16 protein-coding genes are annotated in these 22,063 nt (G+C 36.3%); 14 read left to right on the plus strand and 2 right to left on the minus strand.

What is annotated here, in order from left to right:
- The first annotated feature begins 359 nt into the window (after nucleotides 1-359).
- The 14 genes from AC3RVF_RS08915 to AC3RVF_RS08980 all read left to right on the plus strand — a co-directional run bounded on the left by AC3RVF_RS08915 (nucleotide 360) and on the right by AC3RVF_RS08980 (nucleotide 18,775).
- Entirely contained in the window at nucleotides 360-2,210 is a 1,851-nt protein-coding gene (locus tag AC3RVF_RS08915) for a tetratricopeptide repeat protein (protein WP_489693215.1), read from the plus strand.
- 243 nt (nucleotides 2,211-2,453) lie between these two features.
- A complete protein-coding gene (locus tag AC3RVF_RS08920; RefSeq protein WP_489691300.1) occupies nucleotides 2,454-2,978 on the plus strand; it encodes a hypothetical protein in 525 nt (174 codons plus the stop codon).
- Entirely contained in the window at nucleotides 2,975-3,781 is an 807-nt protein-coding gene (locus tag AC3RVF_RS08925) for a COG1470 family protein (protein ID WP_489693216.1), read from the plus strand. The genes AC3RVF_RS08920 and AC3RVF_RS08925 overlap by 4 nt, the downstream gene beginning before the upstream one ends.
- On the plus strand, nucleotides 3,762-4,469 hold the full coding sequence (locus AC3RVF_RS08930) for a hypothetical protein (RefSeq protein WP_489693217.1): 708 nt from the start codon (nucleotides 3,762-3,764) through the stop codon (nucleotides 4,467-4,469). Before AC3RVF_RS08925 ends, AC3RVF_RS08930 begins: the two co-directional genes overlap by 20 nt.
- The gene (locus AC3RVF_RS08935) at nucleotides 4,450-5,157 is read left to right on the plus strand and encodes a COG1470 family protein (RefSeq protein WP_489693218.1); all 708 of its coding nucleotides are present in this window, start codon (nucleotides 4,450-4,452) and stop codon (nucleotides 5,155-5,157) included. The genes AC3RVF_RS08930 and AC3RVF_RS08935 overlap by 20 nt, the downstream gene beginning before the upstream one ends.
- Nucleotides 5,120-5,821, plus strand: a complete 702-nt coding sequence (locus tag AC3RVF_RS08940; RefSeq protein WP_489691304.1) for a COG1470 family protein — start codon at nucleotides 5,120-5,122, stop codon at nucleotides 5,819-5,821. The genes AC3RVF_RS08935 and AC3RVF_RS08940 overlap by 38 nt, the downstream gene beginning before the upstream one ends.
- Nucleotides 5,822-5,825: 4 nt before the next feature.
- Nucleotides 5,826-6,854 carry a polyprenyl synthetase family protein gene (locus AC3RVF_RS08945; protein WP_489693219.1) on the plus strand — a complete coding sequence of 343 codons (1,029 nt, stop codon included), beginning with the start codon at nucleotides 5,826-5,828 and terminating at the stop codon, nucleotides 6,852-6,854.
- Nucleotides 6,855-6,858: 4 nt separating this feature from the next.
- Nucleotides 6,859-8,340 carry an NAD(P)/FAD-dependent oxidoreductase gene (locus tag AC3RVF_RS08950; RefSeq protein ID WP_489693220.1) on the plus strand — a complete coding sequence of 494 codons (1,482 nt, stop codon included), beginning with the start codon at nucleotides 6,859-6,861 and terminating at the stop codon, nucleotides 8,338-8,340.
- A 147-nt stretch (nucleotides 8,341-8,487) separates the two neighbouring features.
- A complete protein-coding gene (locus AC3RVF_RS08955) occupies nucleotides 8,488-10,119 on the plus strand; it encodes a tetratricopeptide repeat protein (protein ID WP_489693221.1) in 1,632 nt (543 codons plus the stop codon).
- Between the two features lie 108 nt (nucleotides 10,120-10,227).
- The gene (locus AC3RVF_RS08960) at nucleotides 10,228-12,540 is read left to right on the plus strand and encodes a T9SS type A sorting domain-containing protein (RefSeq protein WP_489693222.1); all 2,313 of its coding nucleotides are present in this window, start codon (nucleotides 10,228-10,230) and stop codon (nucleotides 12,538-12,540) included.
- 24 nt (nucleotides 12,541-12,564) lie between these two features.
- Nucleotides 12,565-14,052, plus strand: a complete 1,488-nt coding sequence (locus AC3RVF_RS08965) for a T9SS type A sorting domain-containing protein (protein ID WP_489691309.1) — start codon at nucleotides 12,565-12,567, stop codon at nucleotides 14,050-14,052.
- Between the two features lie 238 nt (nucleotides 14,053-14,290).
- Nucleotides 14,291-15,067 (plus strand): DUF1206 domain-containing protein, encoded by a 777-nt coding sequence (locus AC3RVF_RS08970; protein ID WP_489691310.1) that lies wholly within the window; start codon nucleotides 14,291-14,293, stop codon nucleotides 15,065-15,067.
- Between the two features lie 155 nt (nucleotides 15,068-15,222).
- Nucleotides 15,223-17,199, plus strand: coding sequence for a heavy metal translocating P-type ATPase (locus tag AC3RVF_RS08975; protein ID WP_489693223.1), 1,977 nt, complete (start codon nucleotides 15,223-15,225; stop codon nucleotides 17,197-17,199).
- A gap of 715 nt (nucleotides 17,200-17,914) precedes the next feature.
- Complete coding sequence (locus tag AC3RVF_RS08980) at nucleotides 17,915-18,775, plus strand: OmpA/MotB family protein (protein ID WP_489691312.1); 861 nt, start codon at nucleotides 17,915-17,917, stop codon at nucleotides 18,773-18,775.
- A 634-nt stretch (nucleotides 18,776-19,409) separates the two neighbouring features.
- Here the strand turns inward: AC3RVF_RS08980 and AC3RVF_RS08985 are convergent.
- Nucleotides 19,410-19,805: a hypothetical protein gene (locus AC3RVF_RS08985; protein WP_489693224.1), complete on the minus strand. Its 396-nt coding sequence runs from the start codon at nucleotides 19,803-19,805 to the stop codon at nucleotides 19,410-19,412.
- A gap of 14 nt (nucleotides 19,806-19,819) precedes the next feature.
- The gene (locus tag AC3RVF_RS08990) at nucleotides 19,820-22,063 is read right to left on the minus strand and encodes a sensor histidine kinase (protein ID WP_489693225.1); all 2,244 of its coding nucleotides are present in this window, start codon (nucleotides 22,061-22,063) and stop codon (nucleotides 19,820-19,822) included.

Genomic DNA, 22,063 nt, shown 5'->3' on the forward strand with positions numbered 1-22,063 from the left:
CCCTAGTGCTAATGGCGCAAGGGGTTTTGTTTTTAAACGTTCTATTTTTTCTGAAGAGTATTCAAACCAAGAATATTGTTAAAGTATCGTGAAATGAAGTTCGCTTTTCATTCTTGAATTTTATTTTTAAACGAAAAAATCATTGATATGGAAGTCGCAATAGAAAAATTATCACAAGCCTAACAATGTCGTTCTCTTCAATATTTATAGCTATTATAATTTTCTGTGGAAATTAATCGTTTAGCTATCGTCTTCAAAATTTAAAAATATTTGCCAATTAGCTTACTAATACAGTACTAACGAGAAATTTTCACCGTATTATTAGGAATTATTATATATTTAGCACTCCAAACCTCACTATGAAATTATTAATTTTTCTCCCCATATTTTTTTGTCATTTATTAAACTTACACGCACAAACTCCTGAAATCAATAAACTAAAAGAGCAGATAGAGAAAACGGTCTATTCAAACCCTGATTCTACCAAATATTATATGTTCCGTCTTCTGGAGCATTCTGCAAAACTTCACGATACGGTTATTGGCAGAACGTACAGCCATATTGGAATACAATACAACAAACTTGCGGTTACTGATTCTGCCGAGTTTTATATGAAAAAGGCATTGGGGTATACAGAAGAATATCCTAGGCTACACGGAGACATGTATCTAAATCTCGCTATTAATTACCGAATTGGGGCGCGTTATGATGAATCTTTAGAGGCTTGTGAAAAAGCTATTGAAATGTATAAACAAGTTAATAGCCAGCAAGGTATAGGTAGGACTTATGGCGAAATGGCATCTAACTACAATTACATGAAAAACAGCGAAAAAGCGCTGGAATACCTAAAGAAAGCTATTGCTATTTTAAACGATGTAAAAGATGAAAGAGAACTATATGTAGTGAAGCAAAAATTAGCAAACCTATATTATAACAATGGTGATTATGCGTTTGCACTAGATTTATTTGAAGAGGTTTTGCCATCATTCGCAAAATTAAAAGGTAGTAATTATTACGTAACTCTGTTGACTTATTCCGATTGTTTGATTCAATTGAAACTAGATTATAAGAAAGCTGAAAAATCCTTAAATGAAGCAAAAAATGCCTTTCTGGAGATGAACCAGTTGGAGTATAAATGGCTGGCTGTTACTAATCTTGCTAAACTTTATGTTGCTACAGGCAGAACAGAAGAAGCTCAAGTTGCCTTTAAAGAGGCCTACGACGGTTTGTATCAGTTAAATTCTCCTCGATTTTTGGAGACCAGTGTTGGCTATCTTACCTTTTTAAATGATCAAAAACAGTATACAACCGCTCTAAACTTAGTCGCAAAGGTAAAAGCCACCGTAAAAACCCACAGACTAAAAATGAATGCCGACAATGAGATATCTTTTTTAAAGCAAGCTGTTTCTACATACAGTCAAAAAGGAATGGTGCAAAATTCATTGGCAACTTTTGAACGTTTAGATTTTTTAAAGGATTCAGTTAACGATGTTCTTAACAAGGCGAAGGCATTTGAACTTCAAGAATCTTATCAGAATGACCTCCAACTCGAGAAAAATTTTGTTTTAACGAAAAACAACGAGCTTTTGGTTGAAAACAATAGCAAAAAGGATAAAATATTAATGTTGAGTATTTTAAGTTTTGTTTTGATACTTGCATTTGGGATTGTGCTATTTTGGTCTAATAGGCACAAACTAAAACTGCAAGAAGAATTAGTAACAAGCTTAGAAAATAGTAAAGATGTACTAGAGGAGAAGAATAAATTGGCAAGCGAATTACGTGTAGAACGCGAAAAAACGATTGCTAATAAAGAGCAAGAATTGATAGAAGTAACTTTAGAGATTTCAGACATTCAAAAAAGAATAAAGGAATTGGTAGATAACCGAGAAAACCCAGAAAACTCGATGGAATTGGCCGCTAAACTAAACGGTCTGCTGAGCCAGAATAACTATTGGAAATACTTTAAAGGCAAATTTGTTGAGGTTCACCCAGCTTTCGCGGTACAACTTACTGAAATGTTCCCTAATTTATCAGAAAACGAAGTAGCCTTTTGCTGTATGCTAAAGCTTCAACTTTCTATAGATGAAATAGCTTCGTTAATGGGAATTAGTAGGGAACAAGTTGAATCAAAAAAGGCAAATCTTCGAAGAAAAATAGGGATGGGAGATGACCTGCTAGGTTTTGAAAAGTTTATTGACCATCTAGAATAAACATCTTCATTTAAAACTAATTTTTACTGAGCTTCAATCCTAACTTTTTTCCAATTTAGAGAGAATACTTCTTCTTATTAGCACATTAGGATCGTCTAATAATGCGCTATTAATTCACCTTTTTATAATATATTTTTCGCACGCTGTATGTTAAATTTCAGAATGTGAGCTAAAAAAATATGCTCATTATTTAAAATTAATTCACTTAATTCCCTAACTTTGAGTTAATTAAAACTTTTCATTATGAGCATGCCAAGTATTCCACAGCCCTTCAAGAACGAGCTAAAACCTACCGGTATTTTTGATGTAGATTCAACTATAGATGGAGGTCTTGATACCCGATTATCGGGTGGATTTGATGCTACCCATGGTGGCAGTATCGAAACCATTGTAAGTGGTAAATTAGAGACAGACAGTGTACTGAAACTTACAGGCGATCCAAACGAACCGGTAAGTACAGACAGCAAAATTGAGATTTTAAATCTCCCGCGATTCACTTTGGACGATATTAAGGACATGATGAAAGTGCGTGTTCGTATACCAAACTATTCTAATATATGTGTGAAAATGCTAGGGGTAGAGGTATTGAATGTTTGTATGGGGGGTGAAAGCCAAATTATAACGGAACCCTACATTCCCACCTCAGCAGAACTTTGCGAAGATGATTGTTGTGAGCCAGATACACGACCGTTTCCAGGTCGAACAGGGCAGTCAAATCCCGAAGAAACAAAAGATACTATAGCATCTTACAAAAAGCAAAAGCCATGAAAGTCGTTACAGCAGATGCCCATCAGGAAAAAATTAATATAATAGCGAAGGAGATCGTTCTAAATGGCCCTCCTTCTAGCTTGCAAGGAAATATTCAGTTTGAGAATCGCCAAAACGATCCGCTACGGGTAAAGACTCTTGCCCTTGTAGATAAAAACAAAAAACGAATTCAAGATGGCGGGAGAGACTTTTTACAATTCTCTTTTAGACTACGGCCCGGCGAACAAAAATTAGAAACGGTTTATCATCAGCTTCCTTCCACCACACCGCCTGGCACCTATGAAAGTAATATAATGGTAGGCGAAGAAATTCACAAGGTGAAAATGATAGTTCAGCCTTCCATTGATATTGAGGTGTATCCAAATCAATTTACTTTTCAGGATACTTCCCCTGGAACCACCCACGTTGCTGTAATTACGCTTACCAACAAAGGTAATATGCCTTTTGAGGTGCCCGAATTAAAACATGCTGCAGCTTTAGATATGGACCTCCTTTGTCGTGCTTTTGGGCAGGGATTTAGAGAGAAAGGAAAGGACGATTTAATGTCCACATTAGATGAGGTTACTAGAAATCTAAAGGCTAATCTTACGGATTGGGCCTCAATTTCTGTAGATGAACACAGTCAAATTGTCCAGCCGGGCGAGTCGCTTCTGCTTCACGTTAACTTCACCCTACCAAAAAATGCCGAGTCAAGACGCGACTACGATGGTAATTTCAGATTTTGGGATAAGGAAATTTCAGTGGTTATAAAGTCGCATAGGGAAAACAACAAAAACACCAGTTATGACAAACAATCAAAGTGATAATTCACTCCCACAAATGCTAACAGATAATTTTCAAAAAATGACAACTGTTTCCATGGAAGCTATGCAACCCTTGGTGGAAAATATGGTTGAAAATATGTCTAACTTCAATAGAACTATTTCTGATAGCGGGCTTCCAACGCTCAATATATTCGGCAGTAGTAAGAAAAGTAAATGCTGCCCGCCCGAGGAAACTTGTCCGCCACATTGCATTGCAACTATTAATAGGCAAGCTATGGCTGGAGAGCGTATTATCGTTCCTATAATTGTTTCGAACAAATGCAATACACAAAAAACCTATCGTGTGGGCGTGCGCGAATTGACGGATGTAGACGGCAATCTCGCTCCATCGCAACCTGTTTTAAACAAAACTAGCCTTACTATAGAGCCAGGTCGAAGTGAACGCGTATTAATGACTTTAGACTTAGCCAACTATAATAATGGAAGTAGTTATAAAGCCGAAGTGGTAATTCGGGAAAGAGAGATAAATCAAAATGTATGTTTCACTTTAAATGTGAATGATAATAACGGTACAGAAGTAAGCCCCCTTGACGAGAAAAAATTCAAACTAAAATGGCAAAGTTGGCAATCGCACTTTTACTGCGAACCGCGACCAAATAGATTGAATGCAAATGTTAGAACAATGGAAACTTCTTATAACCAAAAAGATGAGCACACCAAAGGATGATTTTTCAAAAGATATTGAAGGGATTTTTAAAAAAACTATTGAAATCAACAAGCACTATCTAAAGCAGAGCACAGATATGTTTAAGGAGTTTGGTAGTTCGGGGAAAGAACTTAAAAATTTTAAACTATTTCAGCCAGAGGTAATGCTGGGAGCATTCACTTCATTTACCAAAATGAATCTCGATCATTATAAAAATATGATGGACCTCGGATTCGCTTTAACTAAAAAAGCGTTTGATCCAGCAACTGGTGACACAACAAGTGAAGACCGAGAAAATGCAGAAGAGCCCTCTTTTGTTTTATTGGCAACCACTTATGCTGGTCAAAGAGTAAATCTGCAATTTCTTTTAGATAATATTAAAAATAAAGAAGCTACCTGCCAGTTTGTAAATTCTGAATATATAAATGAAGTCGAACCTTTCAACTCGTTAAATCTTTCAACCAATTTTAAGCCTCAATCGTTTCAATTGGCTCCTGGCGTTTCAGAAACTGTGGAAATACAAATTTCGGTTAATGATGATTTAAGCCTTGGAACTTACCAAAGTAAAGTACAAGTACTCGATTTTGAACCCGCCTATTTTCTAATTAGATTAACGATTGCTGAAAAGCCCGTTGAAAAACCAATTTCAAAAACCATAAAAACTACTGGAAATGGCCGCCAAACAAAAAGAGGAGCAAAAAAAGAGTAGTGGAAGCAGGAAATTGGCAGACGATATTCTTAAGGGAATAAAAAAAGATGAAATACTTTCCAGCGCTCAAAAAGTTATCAATTCTGCAGTTAATGTTCTTGAAGAAGAAATAGCTGCGGGCATACTGGCCGCCAAAAAAATTGAGAAAAAAGTATTGGATGTAGACAACATCCGAAGCAACCCAGACGATCTTATGAATCGTATCCGAAGGGATACACACGAAGCGGTCGATCTCTTTCTCGATGCAATAACAGCCCTTACACATCAGGTTAATAAGCTTACCAAAACAGAAAATGAAAAGGATGAAAAGTCGGAGGCAGATGCTGTGAAAAAAACTCCAACATTAACACTGCTTGAAACAGAACAGCCCTTAAAACCCGGACAATCGGAAACTTTCAGTTTCACCCTTTTTGAGGATTCTGATAAAGTGACAAAAATTAGTTTTCAAAAAACATCACTTTTTGGTCCAAATGGGCAGTCTATAAATGCTTCAGCTTTAAAAATCACCCCGCTTCGGCTATCATTAAAACCAAAAGAAGAAAGAACAGTGAAAGTTCAGCTTTCCGTACCAAATGACGCACAACCCGGCGCCTACAATTCCTTAATCACAGATTCGGATAATGCCCTCGTAAAAGTAGTTCTCAATGTAGTAGTAATCTCTTAAAATTATGGACACCCTTTTAATGAAAGCGATGCTTGCAAATTATGGTGCCGAAACATTAAAAGGGATCCACGACTTCATACCAGATAAAGAACCTCGCACATATCTCTACAATTTAATTTCTGAATATCCCAACCGCGGCGGTAAAGGCTTTAGGCCTGGGCTTTGCATAGCCGCTTGTAAAGCTTTCGGCGGCAAACAAGAAGAAGCTTCTAATTCTGCTGTTTGTTTGGAGTTACTTCATAATGCATTTCTTATCCACGATGATGTGGAGGACGAAAGTTTTTTCAGAAGAAATAAACCTACGCTACACGAAAGTACCAATACGGCCATTGCCATAAATGTAGGCGATGCTATGCAAGTACTGGGCCTGTATCCATTATTCAAAAATCGCGAATTGCTGGGGGATAAAGTGTCAATGCAAATTTTTTTAGAAGTGCAGCATATGGTTTCCGAATCTGTAGAAGGACAAGCCATGGAACTAGGCTGGCGAAAAGACAACACCGCAAATCTGCAAGAAACGGACTATCTGCGAATGATTCTCAAAAAAACCTGTTGGTACACTTGCATTCATCCGCTGCGGATTGGTGCCATTATAGGCACAAAGGGGAGGGTGAATCCTGAAAAATTCGACCGACTTGGTTATTTTATGGGCACTTCTTTTCAGATTCAAGATGATGTTTTAAATCTTATTGCCGACGAAGAAAAATATGGCAAAGAAATAGGTGGCGACATTTTAGAAGGCAAACGCACCTTAATGCTAATTCATTTAATGGAAAATTGCAAACCTGAAGAACTTGTGAGAATTTCAGAATTTTTATCTGTTCCCATCAGGCAAAGAACAAATGTGGATGCAAAGGAAATTTTAGAATTAATGCACAGCTACGGCGCGATTACACACGCCAGACACACCGCCCAATATTTGGCGGGTGCTGCATTAAAAGAATTCTATACCATTTTTTCCAGATTGCCCGATTCCGAAGACAAAAGTTTGATTGAAAATATTATCATTTATATGATAGACCGCGAATACTAAAACTATGCTAACCGTAAAACCTAAAATTAATTATGATTGCGATGTGCTCATCTCTGGTGGCGGTCCCTCCGGCAGTGCTTTAGCGTTTCATTTGGCGAAAAAAGGCATTAAGGTTATTGTTGTAGAAGCCGGAAAATTTCCGCGCGATAAGGTTTGTGGCGATGGTGTAAGCCCTATCGCTTTAGCCGAATTGAATAAAATGGGCATTACCCAAACCCAGAAATTTGCAAAAGCCAACGAAATAAAAAAGGTAGGATTGTTTTTAAAAACAGACCAAGTATTTATAAATCTTTCAAAACCCGAACACTTGCAATTCCACGCGCGAATTATACCGCGGATAGAATTGGACGCAATGATTTACGAAGCTGCAAAAAAAGCGGGTGCTTCCTATTTGGAAAATTGTCGTGTGGTTAATTATAAAGTTACTCCCAATGCAGCAATAGTAACGGTAAAAAACGGGCGGGAAGAACAGCATATTAAAGCGAAACTAGTAGTGGGTGCCGATGGCAGTAGATCGACCATTGCGCGGCAAATGCACGGCAGCAAACCCCAAGACGATTACCAACTTTTGGGGCTTCGTGCTTATTACAATAATGTAAACGGCCCTACAGACAGGGTGGATATTTATTTTAGTGAAGAAGGATTTCCAGGGATTTTTTGGATGTTTCCGAAAGGAAAAAATGATGCGAATGTGGGCATGGCTATGATTTCGCAGACTTTTCCGCATAAGCCAGATCATATCAAAAAACTACTTACAGATCACATTGCCACACATCCCGAAATTGCAGAACGCATCGGGAACGGTACTTTGGAAGCTAAAATGGAAGGTTGGCCTATTACTTTTTTCAACGCTTCAAAAAAGTTGATTGCCGACAGAATACTATTAGTAGGCGAGGCGGCAGGGCTTATAAATCCTTTGAGCGGCGATGGTATTCAATATGCGCTTTTAAGTTCGCGCTGGGCGGCAGAAACTATTGAAAATTGTGTTGCCGAAGATGATTTTTCTGAAACAGCTTTGAACTCCTATTCGCAAAAAGTGCATAAAGAAGTAGGTTTCGACTTTGCGCTTTCTAATTTGTTAGTGCAATTTCCCCGAAACAAAACCCTCACCAAAGTTTGGATGCAAATTCTTACAGTCGTTATAGCCCGCGCTAAGGAAGACAAAGGATATGCAGATATTATAGCCGGTATTTTTGAAGGAACATATCCATCATATAAAGCGCTAAATTTTCCTTTCATTTTAAAATCGTTAAAACAAGGAGGAGTGGAAATATCAAAAGCACTAAGTCACCAAATAAAAAATCCCAACAGTTTGCTGGATACTAGTGCAGATGCTGTGCAATTTCTTTTCAATATAATTGAAGAAATAAAGGCAAACCCTGTAGAGCAATTAAAATGGGCGGGAAGCACACTATCCAAAACCGCGGCTGTAGCAGGACATGTAGCACGCACGGTAGATTTTAAAAAGCTTCGGAAAGAATTTTAAACTATTGTGAACCTGAACTTAATATAACTCAAAATTGAGTATTGATACATCTTAATTTTTTAATCTCACATTTTTTTTACAATATATCTGCAAAATCATACCCTCAGAAAATTCAAATAGTTTTATTTTCGTTTCCAAAGTCCCCAAATGAAGTTTGTTGAAAAAATAATAATTCTATCCCTCTTCCTTTTCAGTTCGATTATATTCGGTCAAACTATAAATCAATTAGAGTGCGAAAAATTAATTGAGCGAGGCATTGAATTGATGTTTCAAAAAAAGCATGTTCAATCATTAGAATTACTTGTTGAGGCGAGCGCTGTAGCTGAAGAAAATAATTGGCCTAAACAGGAATTTCGTGCCTTGCTTAATACAGGTTCCAATTATTATCTTATGTCAGCCTTTGGTGAGGCGTTAGATTATTATCTGTTAGCCTACGAAATAGCAATAACAGATCTTGAAACCAAAGATGAACTTACAGTACTGAACAATATTGGTATTCTCTATTTTCAAGATGAAAAATTAGACAAAGCCAAAGAATATTTTCTGAAGGCGTATAATCTAAGTTTCAACCTCGACAACCGAAGTAAACACGGGTATTATGCTATCAACCTGGCGTTGGTTGCCAACAAAATGAATGCCCAGGAGGAGGCCAGTAAATATATAGAGGAAGCATTACCGCTTGTAAAAGATCAACCCAAAGTAGCCGTAATGGCTAAAATGGCCCAAGCAGAAAACCTTGTAATACGGCAACTGTTGGAACAGGCGAAAGATTTATCGCTTGAACTATTGCCACAATTGCAGGGGGAGGCAAATGCAGACAACAAAGTATTTATTCTAATTTTACTTTCCCAAATATCCCAAAAGCAAAAAAAGTATAATCAGAGCCTTGAATATGCACAAATGGCAAGACAAGGTTCCATCGCAATGGAAAATAGGGAAGATGTGTATGATGCGCTTTCTAAAGCATATGTGTCATTAAATGATTATGATAAGGCACTAATTTATAAGGATAGTGTTTTAGTAGCTCGCGATACCCTTCAGCAAATTAGAAATAACGTGCGTTATGAAAACAATAAAATTAAATTTGAACTACAAAACTACGCGCACCAATTAAGCGAAAGTCAAATACTCCTAAAAAAAGAACGACGTTTTTTCTATATCATCACTACTTGTATCGTTTTACTACTTATCTCTATTATTTGGATATTTCGAAACTATGCAATTAGACACCGGCAACGTAAAAAAATTGCCGAGTTGGAACTTGAACAGGAAAAAAGCAAAAGGCTACTGGCCGAAAAACAGATGCGTGAACAGGAAGCTCTGGTTAACTTAGAACAGGAGCGCTTTAAAAATGAGTTGGATATTAAAAATAGAAAACTAACCTCAAAAGCACTTTATCTTTCTAGCAGAAATGAATTGATAGAGGAAATCGTTGATACCTTTACGGCAAATCCGCAGGTAAAAGCCCAGCCAGATTTGCTTATTCAAATAAAAGAACTCAGTAAACATTTAAAGAAAAATCCGCAGCTCGATAGTTTTTTCAGCCATTTTGAAGAGGTTAATCCTGGTTTCTCCAGTCGACTTCTAAAACACAATCCAGGTTTAACGCAACAGGATGTTCGTTTTATAATATATCTTCATATGAATTTAAGTAATAGTGAAATTGCTTCCCTTCTTAATATCACTCCTCAGTCTTGTAGAAAACGCAAAGAACGTATTCGTAAAAAATTAAATCTTTCAAACGACGTTTCCTTAGCCGCTTATATAGCAGATATATAGGTTGGTGTCACATTTTCTTACCCGTATTGTCACAAAATGTCACGCCTGTTTATAAGGCTTCACCGCACTTACATTCTATTTTTACGGCATAACTAAAAACACTCAAGTATGAAAAGGACTTTTATTTTTATTACATTTCTTTTAGTAACATTTTTTCACAATACGTATGCGCAATTAAGTTATGAATCAAATGAAGAATATGGGCAAATCTATGATGTGCTTTTTGATGCTACTATAGAAGGTACACTTTACGCCCGAACAGTAGGAAACCATATTATTAAATCTGAAGACGATGGCGATAATTGGACAGTGCTTTACAGCGATTCAATGGAAGTATATGCAGTATTAAGAAATATGCGTCTTATTAATAATAACGAAAACCTAAGTTTTATTGTAAAAGCCGAAGGAACAGAATATAATAAGGTTGTAATTATAGACCTTAACGATGGTTCGGTTATAAAAGAATATAATGTGCCAAATGGTTTTGAATCTGATATACTTATTCAAAGTTATGATATCTACGAAGCAGACAATAACATAGCACTTTTACACACTACTTACACTTTGGGTAATGGTTTTACTAATGAAGTTTTTAAAACTACAGATGGCGGTGTTACCTGGTTTAGCATCTATTTTAGCCCTGTTCACGGCGATGTTGCAATAAATAACGTGGCTATTTCTCCTATTAATCCAGAGAACTTTTTCTTAATGCGAGGTGGAGGCCCAGGTAGAGATATGGGTGGCCTTTTTGTAAGCCTTGATGGCGGATCTACTTGGGACGAAAAACTTCCAGGAAATACATACAGCGCTATAGCATTTAACCCTACCGATAGTAACGATATTTTCTTAGGAACATTCTACGGATACGGTAGCCATAGAGAAGGTTTATACCGCTCACTAGATGGTGGCGATACTTGGAACGAAGTGGTAATTAGCTATACTAGCATGTCTAACGACCATATTAATACAATACAATTCAACCCACAGAATACCGATAACATTGTTGTTCTTGAAGAAAACGAAATAATTACAACCAACGATAATGGACTAACTTGGAGTAATCAAGTGTATACTGATGTTGATCCAGCCGAATATTACTACGGACTTTCAGTTTCATTTAATCCTTTTCAAGCAGACGATCTTATTATTGCTGCAGATTTTTACCCGTTCCGCTCTGCAGATGGGGGTGTAACACTACAAAAGTTAAATAGCCCAATGGTTAATGGTACAGGGCGTATAGATTCTTATGCTGGCGATTCAGAAAGTCATCTTTACTACGGTCTTAGAAATGGTTTTATTCACAGAGATTTAGCGACTAATACCGAAACAGGTCACCGCATGCGCGATTTAAACAATTCGTTTGGATCAACTACTTTTCCACACGCCGATAAAGTAGTGGCAGGTAGAATTTTTAACAGCGGAAGGTTTGGAATGGATTCAGTTTTAGAAATGAGTTTAGACCACGGTGCATCATACACTCCTATTTACACTACTATGATGTTTATAAACATCTACGCTATGGCAACAGACCCAGTAAATACTAACATTGTTTGGTTTTCTTTTGGGGAAGCTTTGTTTAAATTTGATGTTACTGACCCTACGGCTCCTGTTTTTGAAGAGGTTGCATTGCCTACCTCAGATTTACTCTACGGAATAATTATAGACCCAGCAGATCCAGACCGTATTACAATTACACAGGGTATAAATGTATATATTACTAACGATGGCGGTACAACTTGGGAAGATCCTTCTACTGGCTTAGAAGTTTTAGTAGATAGAGACGATATGATCTTTAGTGCTTCCGTTAATCCTTTAAATGCAGATGAATACTTGATTTCAACTACGCAAGGAATCTTTGCTTCGGAAGATAAAGGTGCAACTTGGACTCAAATTTATGATGAGCAAGTAGATAGAGCTTACTATTCTAGCGAAAACGAAGATCAAATTGTGGCAATTACACATTATTCAGACGGATGGTTATACCCTAAAGCAGATGCGCGAATTGTTTACTCTTTCGATAATGGTGCAAACTGGGAAGAAATTTCTGCCGAAGCACTTGGTTACTTAAACACAGCTAGTTCTACCATTCAATTTGTAGATGATAGCGCAGATGTGTATTTTGGAACCTTCGACCTCGGATTGGTAAAATATTCCATAGACCTTTTTGTACTTGGAACATCAAACAATGTAGCGACTTCAGAAATAGCAGTTTTCCCAAATCCGGCTAATGATAGCTTTAGCGTAATTGCTTCAAATAAAAATATTGAAAGTGTAACGATTTATAATGTTACAGGTCAATTAGTAATGGCTACTACTTCTCAGCTTGAAAATATCGATATTTCTCAACTATCTAGCGGAATGCACTTGGTGAAAATTAATACTGATAAGAGAACCTATTTCAAACGTCTACTAAAATTATAATCTAACAGTTTTAAAGTAATTAATATGAAATCAATTAATAGAATCAAACAATTAACCCTTTTAAGCTGCTTATTATTCGGAGCAGTGGCGACGGCACAATTCTCACAAACATCAAAAATTGTAAGTGAAAATAGAGAAGGTAGAGCAGAATTTGGAACAGCTGTGGCGCTCTCAGACAATTTTGCCATAGTAGGCACATCACGCGAAACCTCAGCATCTGGTGCTGCCTATATTTACGCCAAAAACAGTCAAGGAACTTGGGACTTCTCCCAGAGATTGGTGGCAGATGATCCCAATCCCGGCGCCGAATATGGTGGTGGTGCAAAATTTGGTGACGATTATGCTGTGGTAGCAGCCGGAAGAGCAGATGTAGGAGGTGTAATAAGAGCTGGAGCCCTATATGTTTATGATTATCAAAATAATACTTGGGAATTCGATACGAAAATAGTAGCCTCAGATCTAAGTGGTGATGCAAAATTAGGAATGAATCCAACATCCTTAGATGTACAAGGTAATACCATTATAGCAGGAGCTCCAGGAGAAGACTCTTGGACTGGCTCTGTATATGTATTCACCAAAGTAAATGGAGTATGGGAAGAAACTCAAAAAATTATGAGTCCAGACCCTCTAGCAAATGATATTTTTGGAATAGGAGTTTCGATTTCAGGAGATCAATTGTTAATAGGGGCACAAGGCGTTAACGAAAGAAGGGGAGCAGCATATTTATATACTAAAAACGCTGGCGGTGTTTGGGAATACAACCAAACAATTATTGCTTCAAATGGAGAAGTTGATGATTACTTTGGGAATTCAGCAACTATCGAAGATGATAAAATAGTAGTTGGATCTTACGGCGCCAACTTGGAAATTGGGACAGCTTATATCTTTGAAAAAAATACTCAAGGCATTTTTGAAGAAGTTCAAATTTTAAATGCTAATCCATCAACAGACAGAGTGCAATTTGGATGGGCCACAGCTATAAATCAAGATTATATTGCTATAACAGCTCCTCATATTTACGGCAGTGAAGTAGGCGAAGTATACTTTTATAAAAAAGATGCCTCAGGAATGTGGGTAGAAGATCAAATAATACAAGGTGATGATACTGCAGCTGAAGATTTTTATGGTTGGAGTATTGCAATGAACGGTCCCGAAATGATTGTAGGAGCACCTAGAGAAGACCACGATGCTAGTGGTACTAATGAAATGGGTGATGCTGGCTCAGCATATATTTTTAAAGACCCAAATATATTAGGAGTTACAGATTATAATGTTGCAAACAACATTAGTTTATACCCAAATCCAGTTCAAAATAACTTTACGGTACAAAGTAATAAAGCTATGAGTAGCATTCAAGTTTACGGCATTAGCGGCTCGTTACTAAAAGAAGTGCTTTCTGTAAATACAAACACTTCCGAATTAAATATTTCCAACCTTTCAAACGGAATATATTTCGTGAATGTAGTTTTTGAAGATGGTTCTAAAACTGTGCAGAAACTAGTTAAACAATAGGTTAGCTTATAATAAAAACGCTACAATTCTTTTAAAAAAAGGTCGAAGCAACACTATGCTTTGGCCTTTTTTTTATTCTTCAGCAATCAATTTAATCTCCAAAATGCCAAGGAATGAATTTTAGTTTATCATTACTTCACCACTCATAATTCATCCCTCGCCGCACTAAAATTTTCAAAAATATCTTCCCACTAATACTATCTTTGCCCACAGATTTTAAAAAACCAAAAACGTCTCCGTGAATAAATCTTTTAAAGTTGCCGCTATTGTTGGTTTCGTTTCCAAGGGATTAATCTACTTGGTAATTGGCACGCTCTCCCTTTTAGCAGCTTTAAATATGGGCGGTGAAAGCTCAGGTACAAACCAAGCGCTCCGATTTTTAAAAAAACAACCCTTTGGGCGAGTGTTATTATTGCTGTTAGGCAGCGGTTTGTTGTGTTACTCTTTTTGGATGTTTGTACAAAGTATTAAAGATCCGGAGAATATTGGCTCCGGCCGAAAAGCAAAATTGCGTCGTTTCGGACTTTTTACAACTGGTTTGGTTTATGTGGTAATAGCTTTTCTGTGCTTTTACCATTTATTTACCTATCCCGTTGATAATGGTTCGAATTCTAGATATTTAGATTTTGTGGGCCCTATTACATTGTCCTATCTTTTTATAGCCATTGGCATTATCCTCGCTTTACAAGCTGTGGTGCTAATTTTAGGGGTTATAAGAGGTGGTCTCTTAGATCAATTTAATTTAGAAGGTCGAAAAGGTTCCGCATTTATTAGGGTAGTTGGGCAGTTTGGTTTTTATGCCCGTGCTTTTGTGGTAGCCATAATTGCCTATTTCTTTCTTCATGCTGGTATCTATACCGGTAATAATGATATAAAAGGCATACAAGACGCTTTTGCCTTTTTAGATCGATCTACATTTGGAAGGATTTTAATGGCGGTTACAGCAATAGGCTTTATATCCTATGGAGCCTTTTTTGTTTTTCTTACACGGTTTCGGAGTTTTAAGGGGGAGTGATTTTTTTTTGAAATCTGAAAGCCCAATAACTTCTGTTAAACCAATCATAATGATATAAATGAAGCGGTAGCGGTAGTCGAATTTTTTGTAAGTTTAGAATTGACAGAATTATCCCTAAAAAAAATAAAAGCTGAAATATTATCTAACTAAAATAGATGAGTAAGAAAAAGACAAACCTTCGCGATATCGATATCAAAAAGCATTCGGGACAGCACACTCACAATGACGGCCATTCGCACGCTAAGGCTGCGAATTTCAAATTATATCTTCCTGCTATCTTCAGTTTTATACTGTTGATTGTTGGAATTGCGATGGATTACTTCGAAGTGATATTTTTTAAAGATTGGATACGTATTGTTTGGTATTCAGTGGCATATCTTCCCGTAGGTTTTCCTGTGATTCAAGAAGGTTGGAAAAGCATTAATAAAGGCGATTTCTTCACAGAATTTCTATTAATGTCCATCGCTACAGTGGGTGCGTTTGCCATTGGGCAATATCCAGAAGGTGTGGCAGTAATGTTGTTTTATGCCGTGGGTGAACTTTTTCAAAGTGCCGCGGTAAAAAAGGCAAAAGGAAATATAAAAGCTTTGCTAGATGTAAGGCCGAATGAAGCCTTGGTATTTCGAAATAACAATTTTATTTCAGTAAACCCAGAATCGGTTGCCATTGGCGAAAAAGTGCAAGTGCGTGTGGGCGAGAAAATACCTTTGGACGGTGTTTTAATTTCTGAAAAAGGATCCTTCAACACAGCGGCATTAACGGGCGAAAGCAAACCAGATACCATTGCAAAAGGCGGAAAAGTCTTTGCCGGAAGCATCAATCTAGATGGAGTAATTGAAATTGAAACCACCAAAGAATTCAAAGATAGTTCCATCGCTCGAATTTTAAATATGGTGCAAAATGCTACGGCGCGCAAATCCAAAACCGAATTGTTTATTCGAAAATTTGCTAGGGTTTACACCCCCATTGTTGTTTTTCTCGCCATTGGCCTCACCTTGTTGCCTTACTTTTTTGTAGCAGATTATGTGTTTCAGGATTGGTTGTACAGAGCCCTTATTTTCTTGGTTATTTCCTGTCCCTGTGCTTTAGTAATTTCAATTCCCTTAGGCTATTTCGGAGGCTTGGGCGCAGCTTCAAAAAATGGAATTCTATTTAAAGGTGCTTCCTTTTTAGATGAAATGACCAAAGTAACTACCGTAGTAATGGATAAAACCGGCACGGTGACTAAGGGTGTTTTCAAAATAAAGGAGATAAAATCTGTAGGCACAAGCGAAGCCGAGATGCCTGTATCGAGCGAAGTCGAGATAATGAAATACCTCATGGCAATGGAAGAGCAATCCACTCATCCCATCGCCAAAGCCATTATGGAATACAAAATCGATGGCAATACTTATAAAGCTTCAAACGTATCTGAAATTGCTGGTAAAGGATTGAAAGGAACGGTAAATGGGAAAACCGTTTTGGTTGGAAACAAAGCATTGCTGACTTCAAACAACATCGAAGTTCCGACAGAAACAAATACTATTGTGGAATCCATCGTTATGATTGCCATTGAAGATAAATTCGCTGGTTATGTAATTATTGCAGATGAATTAAAAGATGATGCACACCAAGCTATCAAGCAAATCCGTGATGCAGGCATTTCAAAAATAATAATGCTCTCTGGCGATAAAGATTCCATAACACAGCAAGTTGCAGCAGAATTGGGAGTGGATTGGGCTAAAGGAGGAATGCTCCCCGAAGATAAATTAGATGAGGTTGAAAAACTGATGTCTGAAAATAAAAATAAAGTTGCTTTTATTGGCGATGGCATTAATGATGCGCCAGTTTTAGCTGCCAGCGATGTAGGTATTGCCATGGGCGGTTTAGGTAGCGATGTTGCCATTGAAACGGCAGACGTTATCATCCAAACCGATCAACCAAGCAAGATTGCAAAAGCAATAAAAATAGGTCGCTCTACACGCCACATCGTTTGGCAGAATATCGCCCTTGCTTTTGGCGTAAAAGCTGTAGTGCTAATTTTAGGCGCCGTAGGACTAGCCACAATGTGGGAAGCCGTATTTGCTGACGTAGGTGTAGCCCTACTAGCCATCTTAAACGCAGTCCGCCTACAAAAAATGACCTGGAATTAACCCTCAAAACTCATAATTCAAACCTCGTTCATTCGTTCGTCCCTCGTCGCTCAAAAGTCGTTCTAACCACGCTTTCAATCCTTTTTGTTGTGGTGGGTGTAAATCGAGGCGTTGTTTCTCCACCTTTAACGTACAAGTTTTCATGTTATCGTATACAAAAGCACCATCGCTTTAGCAACTGCTTATATTTCCCTTTGGGGGGCGGAAAAGGGGGTGAAAAAGGCACTACGACAACCGATCCTGGAAATAGCTGATTATAAATAAAACCAAAAACAAGATAACTGTGGCAACAAATATATTTCCTACACCCATAACAAAACGTTTTTAAAGATTTAAAAAAGTAAAGATAAATAAATAGGCGGAAATGGAAAGTGTCGCGGATTTAAAAAGCAAAGTATCAGTAACACACTAACATAAGACAAGGAAACGACTGTATCGGTGTAGTGGATGATGGTGAATGTAAATTGAAGTGGGAGATGCGAGCGATGAAATACGAAGGTAGAGTAAAGCTTAATAGCTACGGAATAGCTTTGCAAAATGCAGCAAAATAGAAACTTTATCCTCGGCTCTGCTCAGAGCGGGTAAAAGCGTTCCAGTGGGGGAGTTTTTTCACTTCTTAAAGATAAACTCCTGTTAAGTGTAAGAGCTATGAACCTTAGTTTAATTATATTGTAAATGAATATTATTAAACAACCAAAAGTAACACCTAAAAATCATGAAAAAACTCCTCATTCTAGTACTTTGTACAAGTTTTGTTTTTACTTCCTGTGTAACAAAAAAGCAGTATTTAGAACTTGAAACTAAACAAAAAAACACTCAAGATTTATTGAACACAGCTACGGTTAAGCTTAATGACTGTCTTGCAGATAGGGCTGTAGCTATGGCTCGCGCCCAGGAACTTGAAGGACGTTTAGCCGATATGAAAAAAACAAATTCCGACCTCATTCAAAGCTCCAAAGATCTAACCATGTTAACTTCAAAAGGAGCTACGAATTTAGAAAAATCATTGGAAAGCTTAAAAGAAAAAGATCTCAAAATCACTCGTTTGCAAGATGCCGTGAGCAAAAAGGACAGTGTTACCCTTGCCCTTGTTATGAGCCTTAAGCGTGAAGTGGGTATGAACGATCCCGATATTGAAATAAATGTTGAAAAAGGAGTAGTATATATATCACTTTCCGACAAAGTACTGTTTAAAAGTGGAAGCTATCAAATTTCAAACAGAGCAACTGAAATCTTAGGCAAAGTTGCTAAAGTAATTAACGGTAAACCTAATTTTGAGGCAATGGTAGAAGGGCATACAGATAATGTGCCTTATAGCAATGGCTTGTTAATAGACAATTGGGATTTGAGTGTAAAAAGAGCCACCGCCATTGTGAGGGAACTTCAAAACTTGGGTGTGGAGCCTTCTAGATTAGTTGCTGCTGGTCGTGCAGATTACGTGTCATTAGTGCCAAATGATACTGCAGAAAATAGAGCAACCAATAGACGTACGCGTATTTTAATACTTCCTAAAATCGATCAATTTTATGATATGATTGAAAAAGAAATGAAAAACCTTGAAGCTGGAGGTAACTAAGTTGCCCTAGTTTAAAGTTTAAAATGTAAGACCCAGCGCTAAAGGCTGGGTTTTTTATTAGGCACTCTCTAAGGTCCTAACAAATTTTAGCTTAGCTTGGTTTGCTAAAATTCATTCAGTCACTTTATTATTTCGAATACAATAGTTGGGAAAGAGGGCTCCTGGTATTCAGTTGAGAGATGGAAGGGGTAGAATTCCAACAATGCAGCAATCCAACATTCCAACAATGAATGTTATTTTTGCTGAGTTAAACTGTTATCGATTAAAACTGCTCAATGTCACCGTGTAAAAAATATATACTTTTTGGGCATTTTATGTGTTGCTTACTTGGTTTTGGAGGTTTGAGGGGGAGCGAGTATTTACAAAGAACCTCTTAGTATTTGGATTATGGAGATAAAGTGGGTGAGGGTTTTGTACAGCACACTTTTTTATATGGCTTAAAAGGAATTAATGCCTTTCAAATATTCCCCTACAAACAAATCCAAATCCCGTTCGTCTGTAAAATCGTATTTAGGCTCTGTTCCCGATTCAAAGAATGCAATTAACTCCAAGAGGTCAGTAAATAAACGATAGTGGGTTTCTTCGTAATTATAAACATATTAGTTCTTATTGCTTCCCTCGAAGGTTATTGTCTCTAGCGTTTTGCCTTGATGAAATTGTATATATAATCTGCTAAATTTTCAAAACTCACACAGGGTATGTTTCCAAAACTTGAAGATTTTTCTTTTAAATCTCTTACTGAAGTACCTGCCGAATAATATACAAGTGGAATATTTTTACATTCTGGCGTAGAGTCCAAAATCGCTAGGATCTGTTCGATGACATAGCTACCTGATAAATCGTCTCCTAAATCGTCATCAATCCACACCATTGAGTATTCATTAGTTACTAAATCGCTTTCCACCATTGCATCATCCTTACGAATTGTGAAAGTAATTGATTTGCCAAATTCGTGATTTAATTTAACGTTTAGCAATTCTTCAAGAGATTGCATTTTTGCAGGTGAATCTTCGAAAACTAATATTTTCATAATGTTTATGTTTTTTATTTGAACGTTAGTAAAAATACAGTGAAATCATCTTCACTGTCCAATAAGTCAATTTTTGCTCCAATTCTTTCTAAAGTTTCTTTTATGTGAGTTAAACCTAATCCTGAACCTCCTGTGGTCGTAAACCCAAAATTGAAAATTTTATTTTTATTAGACTTGGGTATCCCTACTCCATTATCTTTGAAATAGACAAAAAGTTTCTGATTTTGTTTCTCTATCTCAATTTTAATTTTTGTTGCTCTAGCTTTTTTTGAATTGTTAATTAAATTATCAAGAATCATAGTTAGCTCCAATGGTTTAAAAGTGGTCGGAAAAGCAGCATCTTTTTGAACAATAAAATCAATTGAAATGCCAGTAAGATATGCAAGGGCTACATTGTTAATATATTGAACAATAAATTCAATTAAATCAAGCCTTTGATTTTCTGCGTTAAGTTTAAAATTAGCTTTAGTTGCAAATCTTGAGATAGAAAGAATTTTCTGGTTCTCTAGATTTAAAATTGAAATACTTCTTTTCAAATATTCATTATTCATTGGCAAGTTATTTTCAATTTTGTAAGTTAATATTTGGAGATGATTACTAATTATTCCTGACGAAATTCCTATGTGATGCATCAAACTAACCAACTCTGTAAAATCCTGACTCTTAAGGGATTTTAGAAATAAATTTTGTTTTTCTTGTTCCTGAAGTTCTTTATCTTTTTCTTTAATTTCTTCCTCGGCAATATCTGCTATTGTTAAAGCGTCCTCTAAAGCTTTCTTTATTTTGGATATTTTTGTAAATAAAGCTGGGTTTTGAGACTGTTCTGCAATTTTTTGTATTGATTTAATTAAGGTTAGTGTATTCTCATTTTCATTTTGTGTATCTGTAATTAAATTTATTAAGTTTTGATTGTATTCAATTTTTAAATCATTTTCATTACTCTTAATTTTTAGAATTGATTTTATTATTTTCAATTCTAAATCATCATTTTCAATATATCCCTTAGTATCGATTCCATATTTGTAAATACTGAGCCAAAAAGACTCAAGTCTTTCAATTACATCTATGAAATACTCCATTAACTCATTATATGCTTGATTTTTTATTAAACCTCCATCACGGCTCGTAGTTTCTTTGAAGTCTTCATTATTGCCGCTAATTTCTATTCTACCAATTAATTGTTGTGTTCCAACTCTATCACCTATACGACTTTGTTGTCTTTTATCAAGCTCAAAAGGATCAGATCCAGGTTCCCCATAAGGATAAACTCTTATTCCATTTTTATACAAGAATACAGAACCATAATCTATGTTTCTTATCCCCATTGTTCGAGTAAATTTGATTTTAGCACTTCTATTTAAATAAAACAGTTCTACAAATACGTTACTTAAAAGTGGGAATTTCATATTATTTGAAATTACACTAAATAACCACACTCCATTATCTGTTATCTCAGTTTTGATTTTCTTGCCATTTCCTGAAATTTCTGAACGTATCTTTATTGTTTTTTCATTAAGGATATTTAAAAGATTATTTGTGACTAGCCCATTCACTTTTCTAATTAAAGATTCGTGCTTTTCATCAGAATTATGAAAATCATCTGCTTTTATCTCTATTTCAAATACTCTTTCTTCATTACGTTCAAAAGGGTTTATCAATTTAGATAATGAATTCTTTAGCCGAATTAATTTTTCATAATTCCATTCGGAATCATTTCGGATACCCGATATTTCTAATAATGTTCCTGAATTATAAATTGACGGATTATTGGATAAGGTAGAATGAGAAACGCCTATGTCAATAAACTGATCTTTTGTATCTAGTTCAAAGTTTTCCCAATCAACTCGAATTTGTTCGGTTTTTGAATTTTCCTCATCTCTCGTAGTTATTAAAAGAAGTCTTGAACCTAATTTGTCACAAGAAAAACGTCCAATACCTTTAGCTCCAGCATAAAAAGTTTTGTTTTGAATTTTATTCCTGTAATCAATATCTTCAGTGCCATCTTTTTTTGCTGAATAAGCTACAAACAACCACTTATTAATTAAATCATCATAATTCATTCCCTTACCATTATCTGTTATTCTAATAATGGCATTTGTAGTATTTAGGTTTTCAAACTCAATTAATACTTTTGATGCATGAGCATCATAGGAGTTTTTAACAAGCTCAAAAATTGCAATGAAATCATCAGTAATTAAGTCTCTCCCAATTATGTTTTTTAATCCCGAACTTATTCTAAACTGTAATTGTTTCTCCAT

The organism is Aequorivita sp. IT1183 (genome assembly GCF_058068265.1).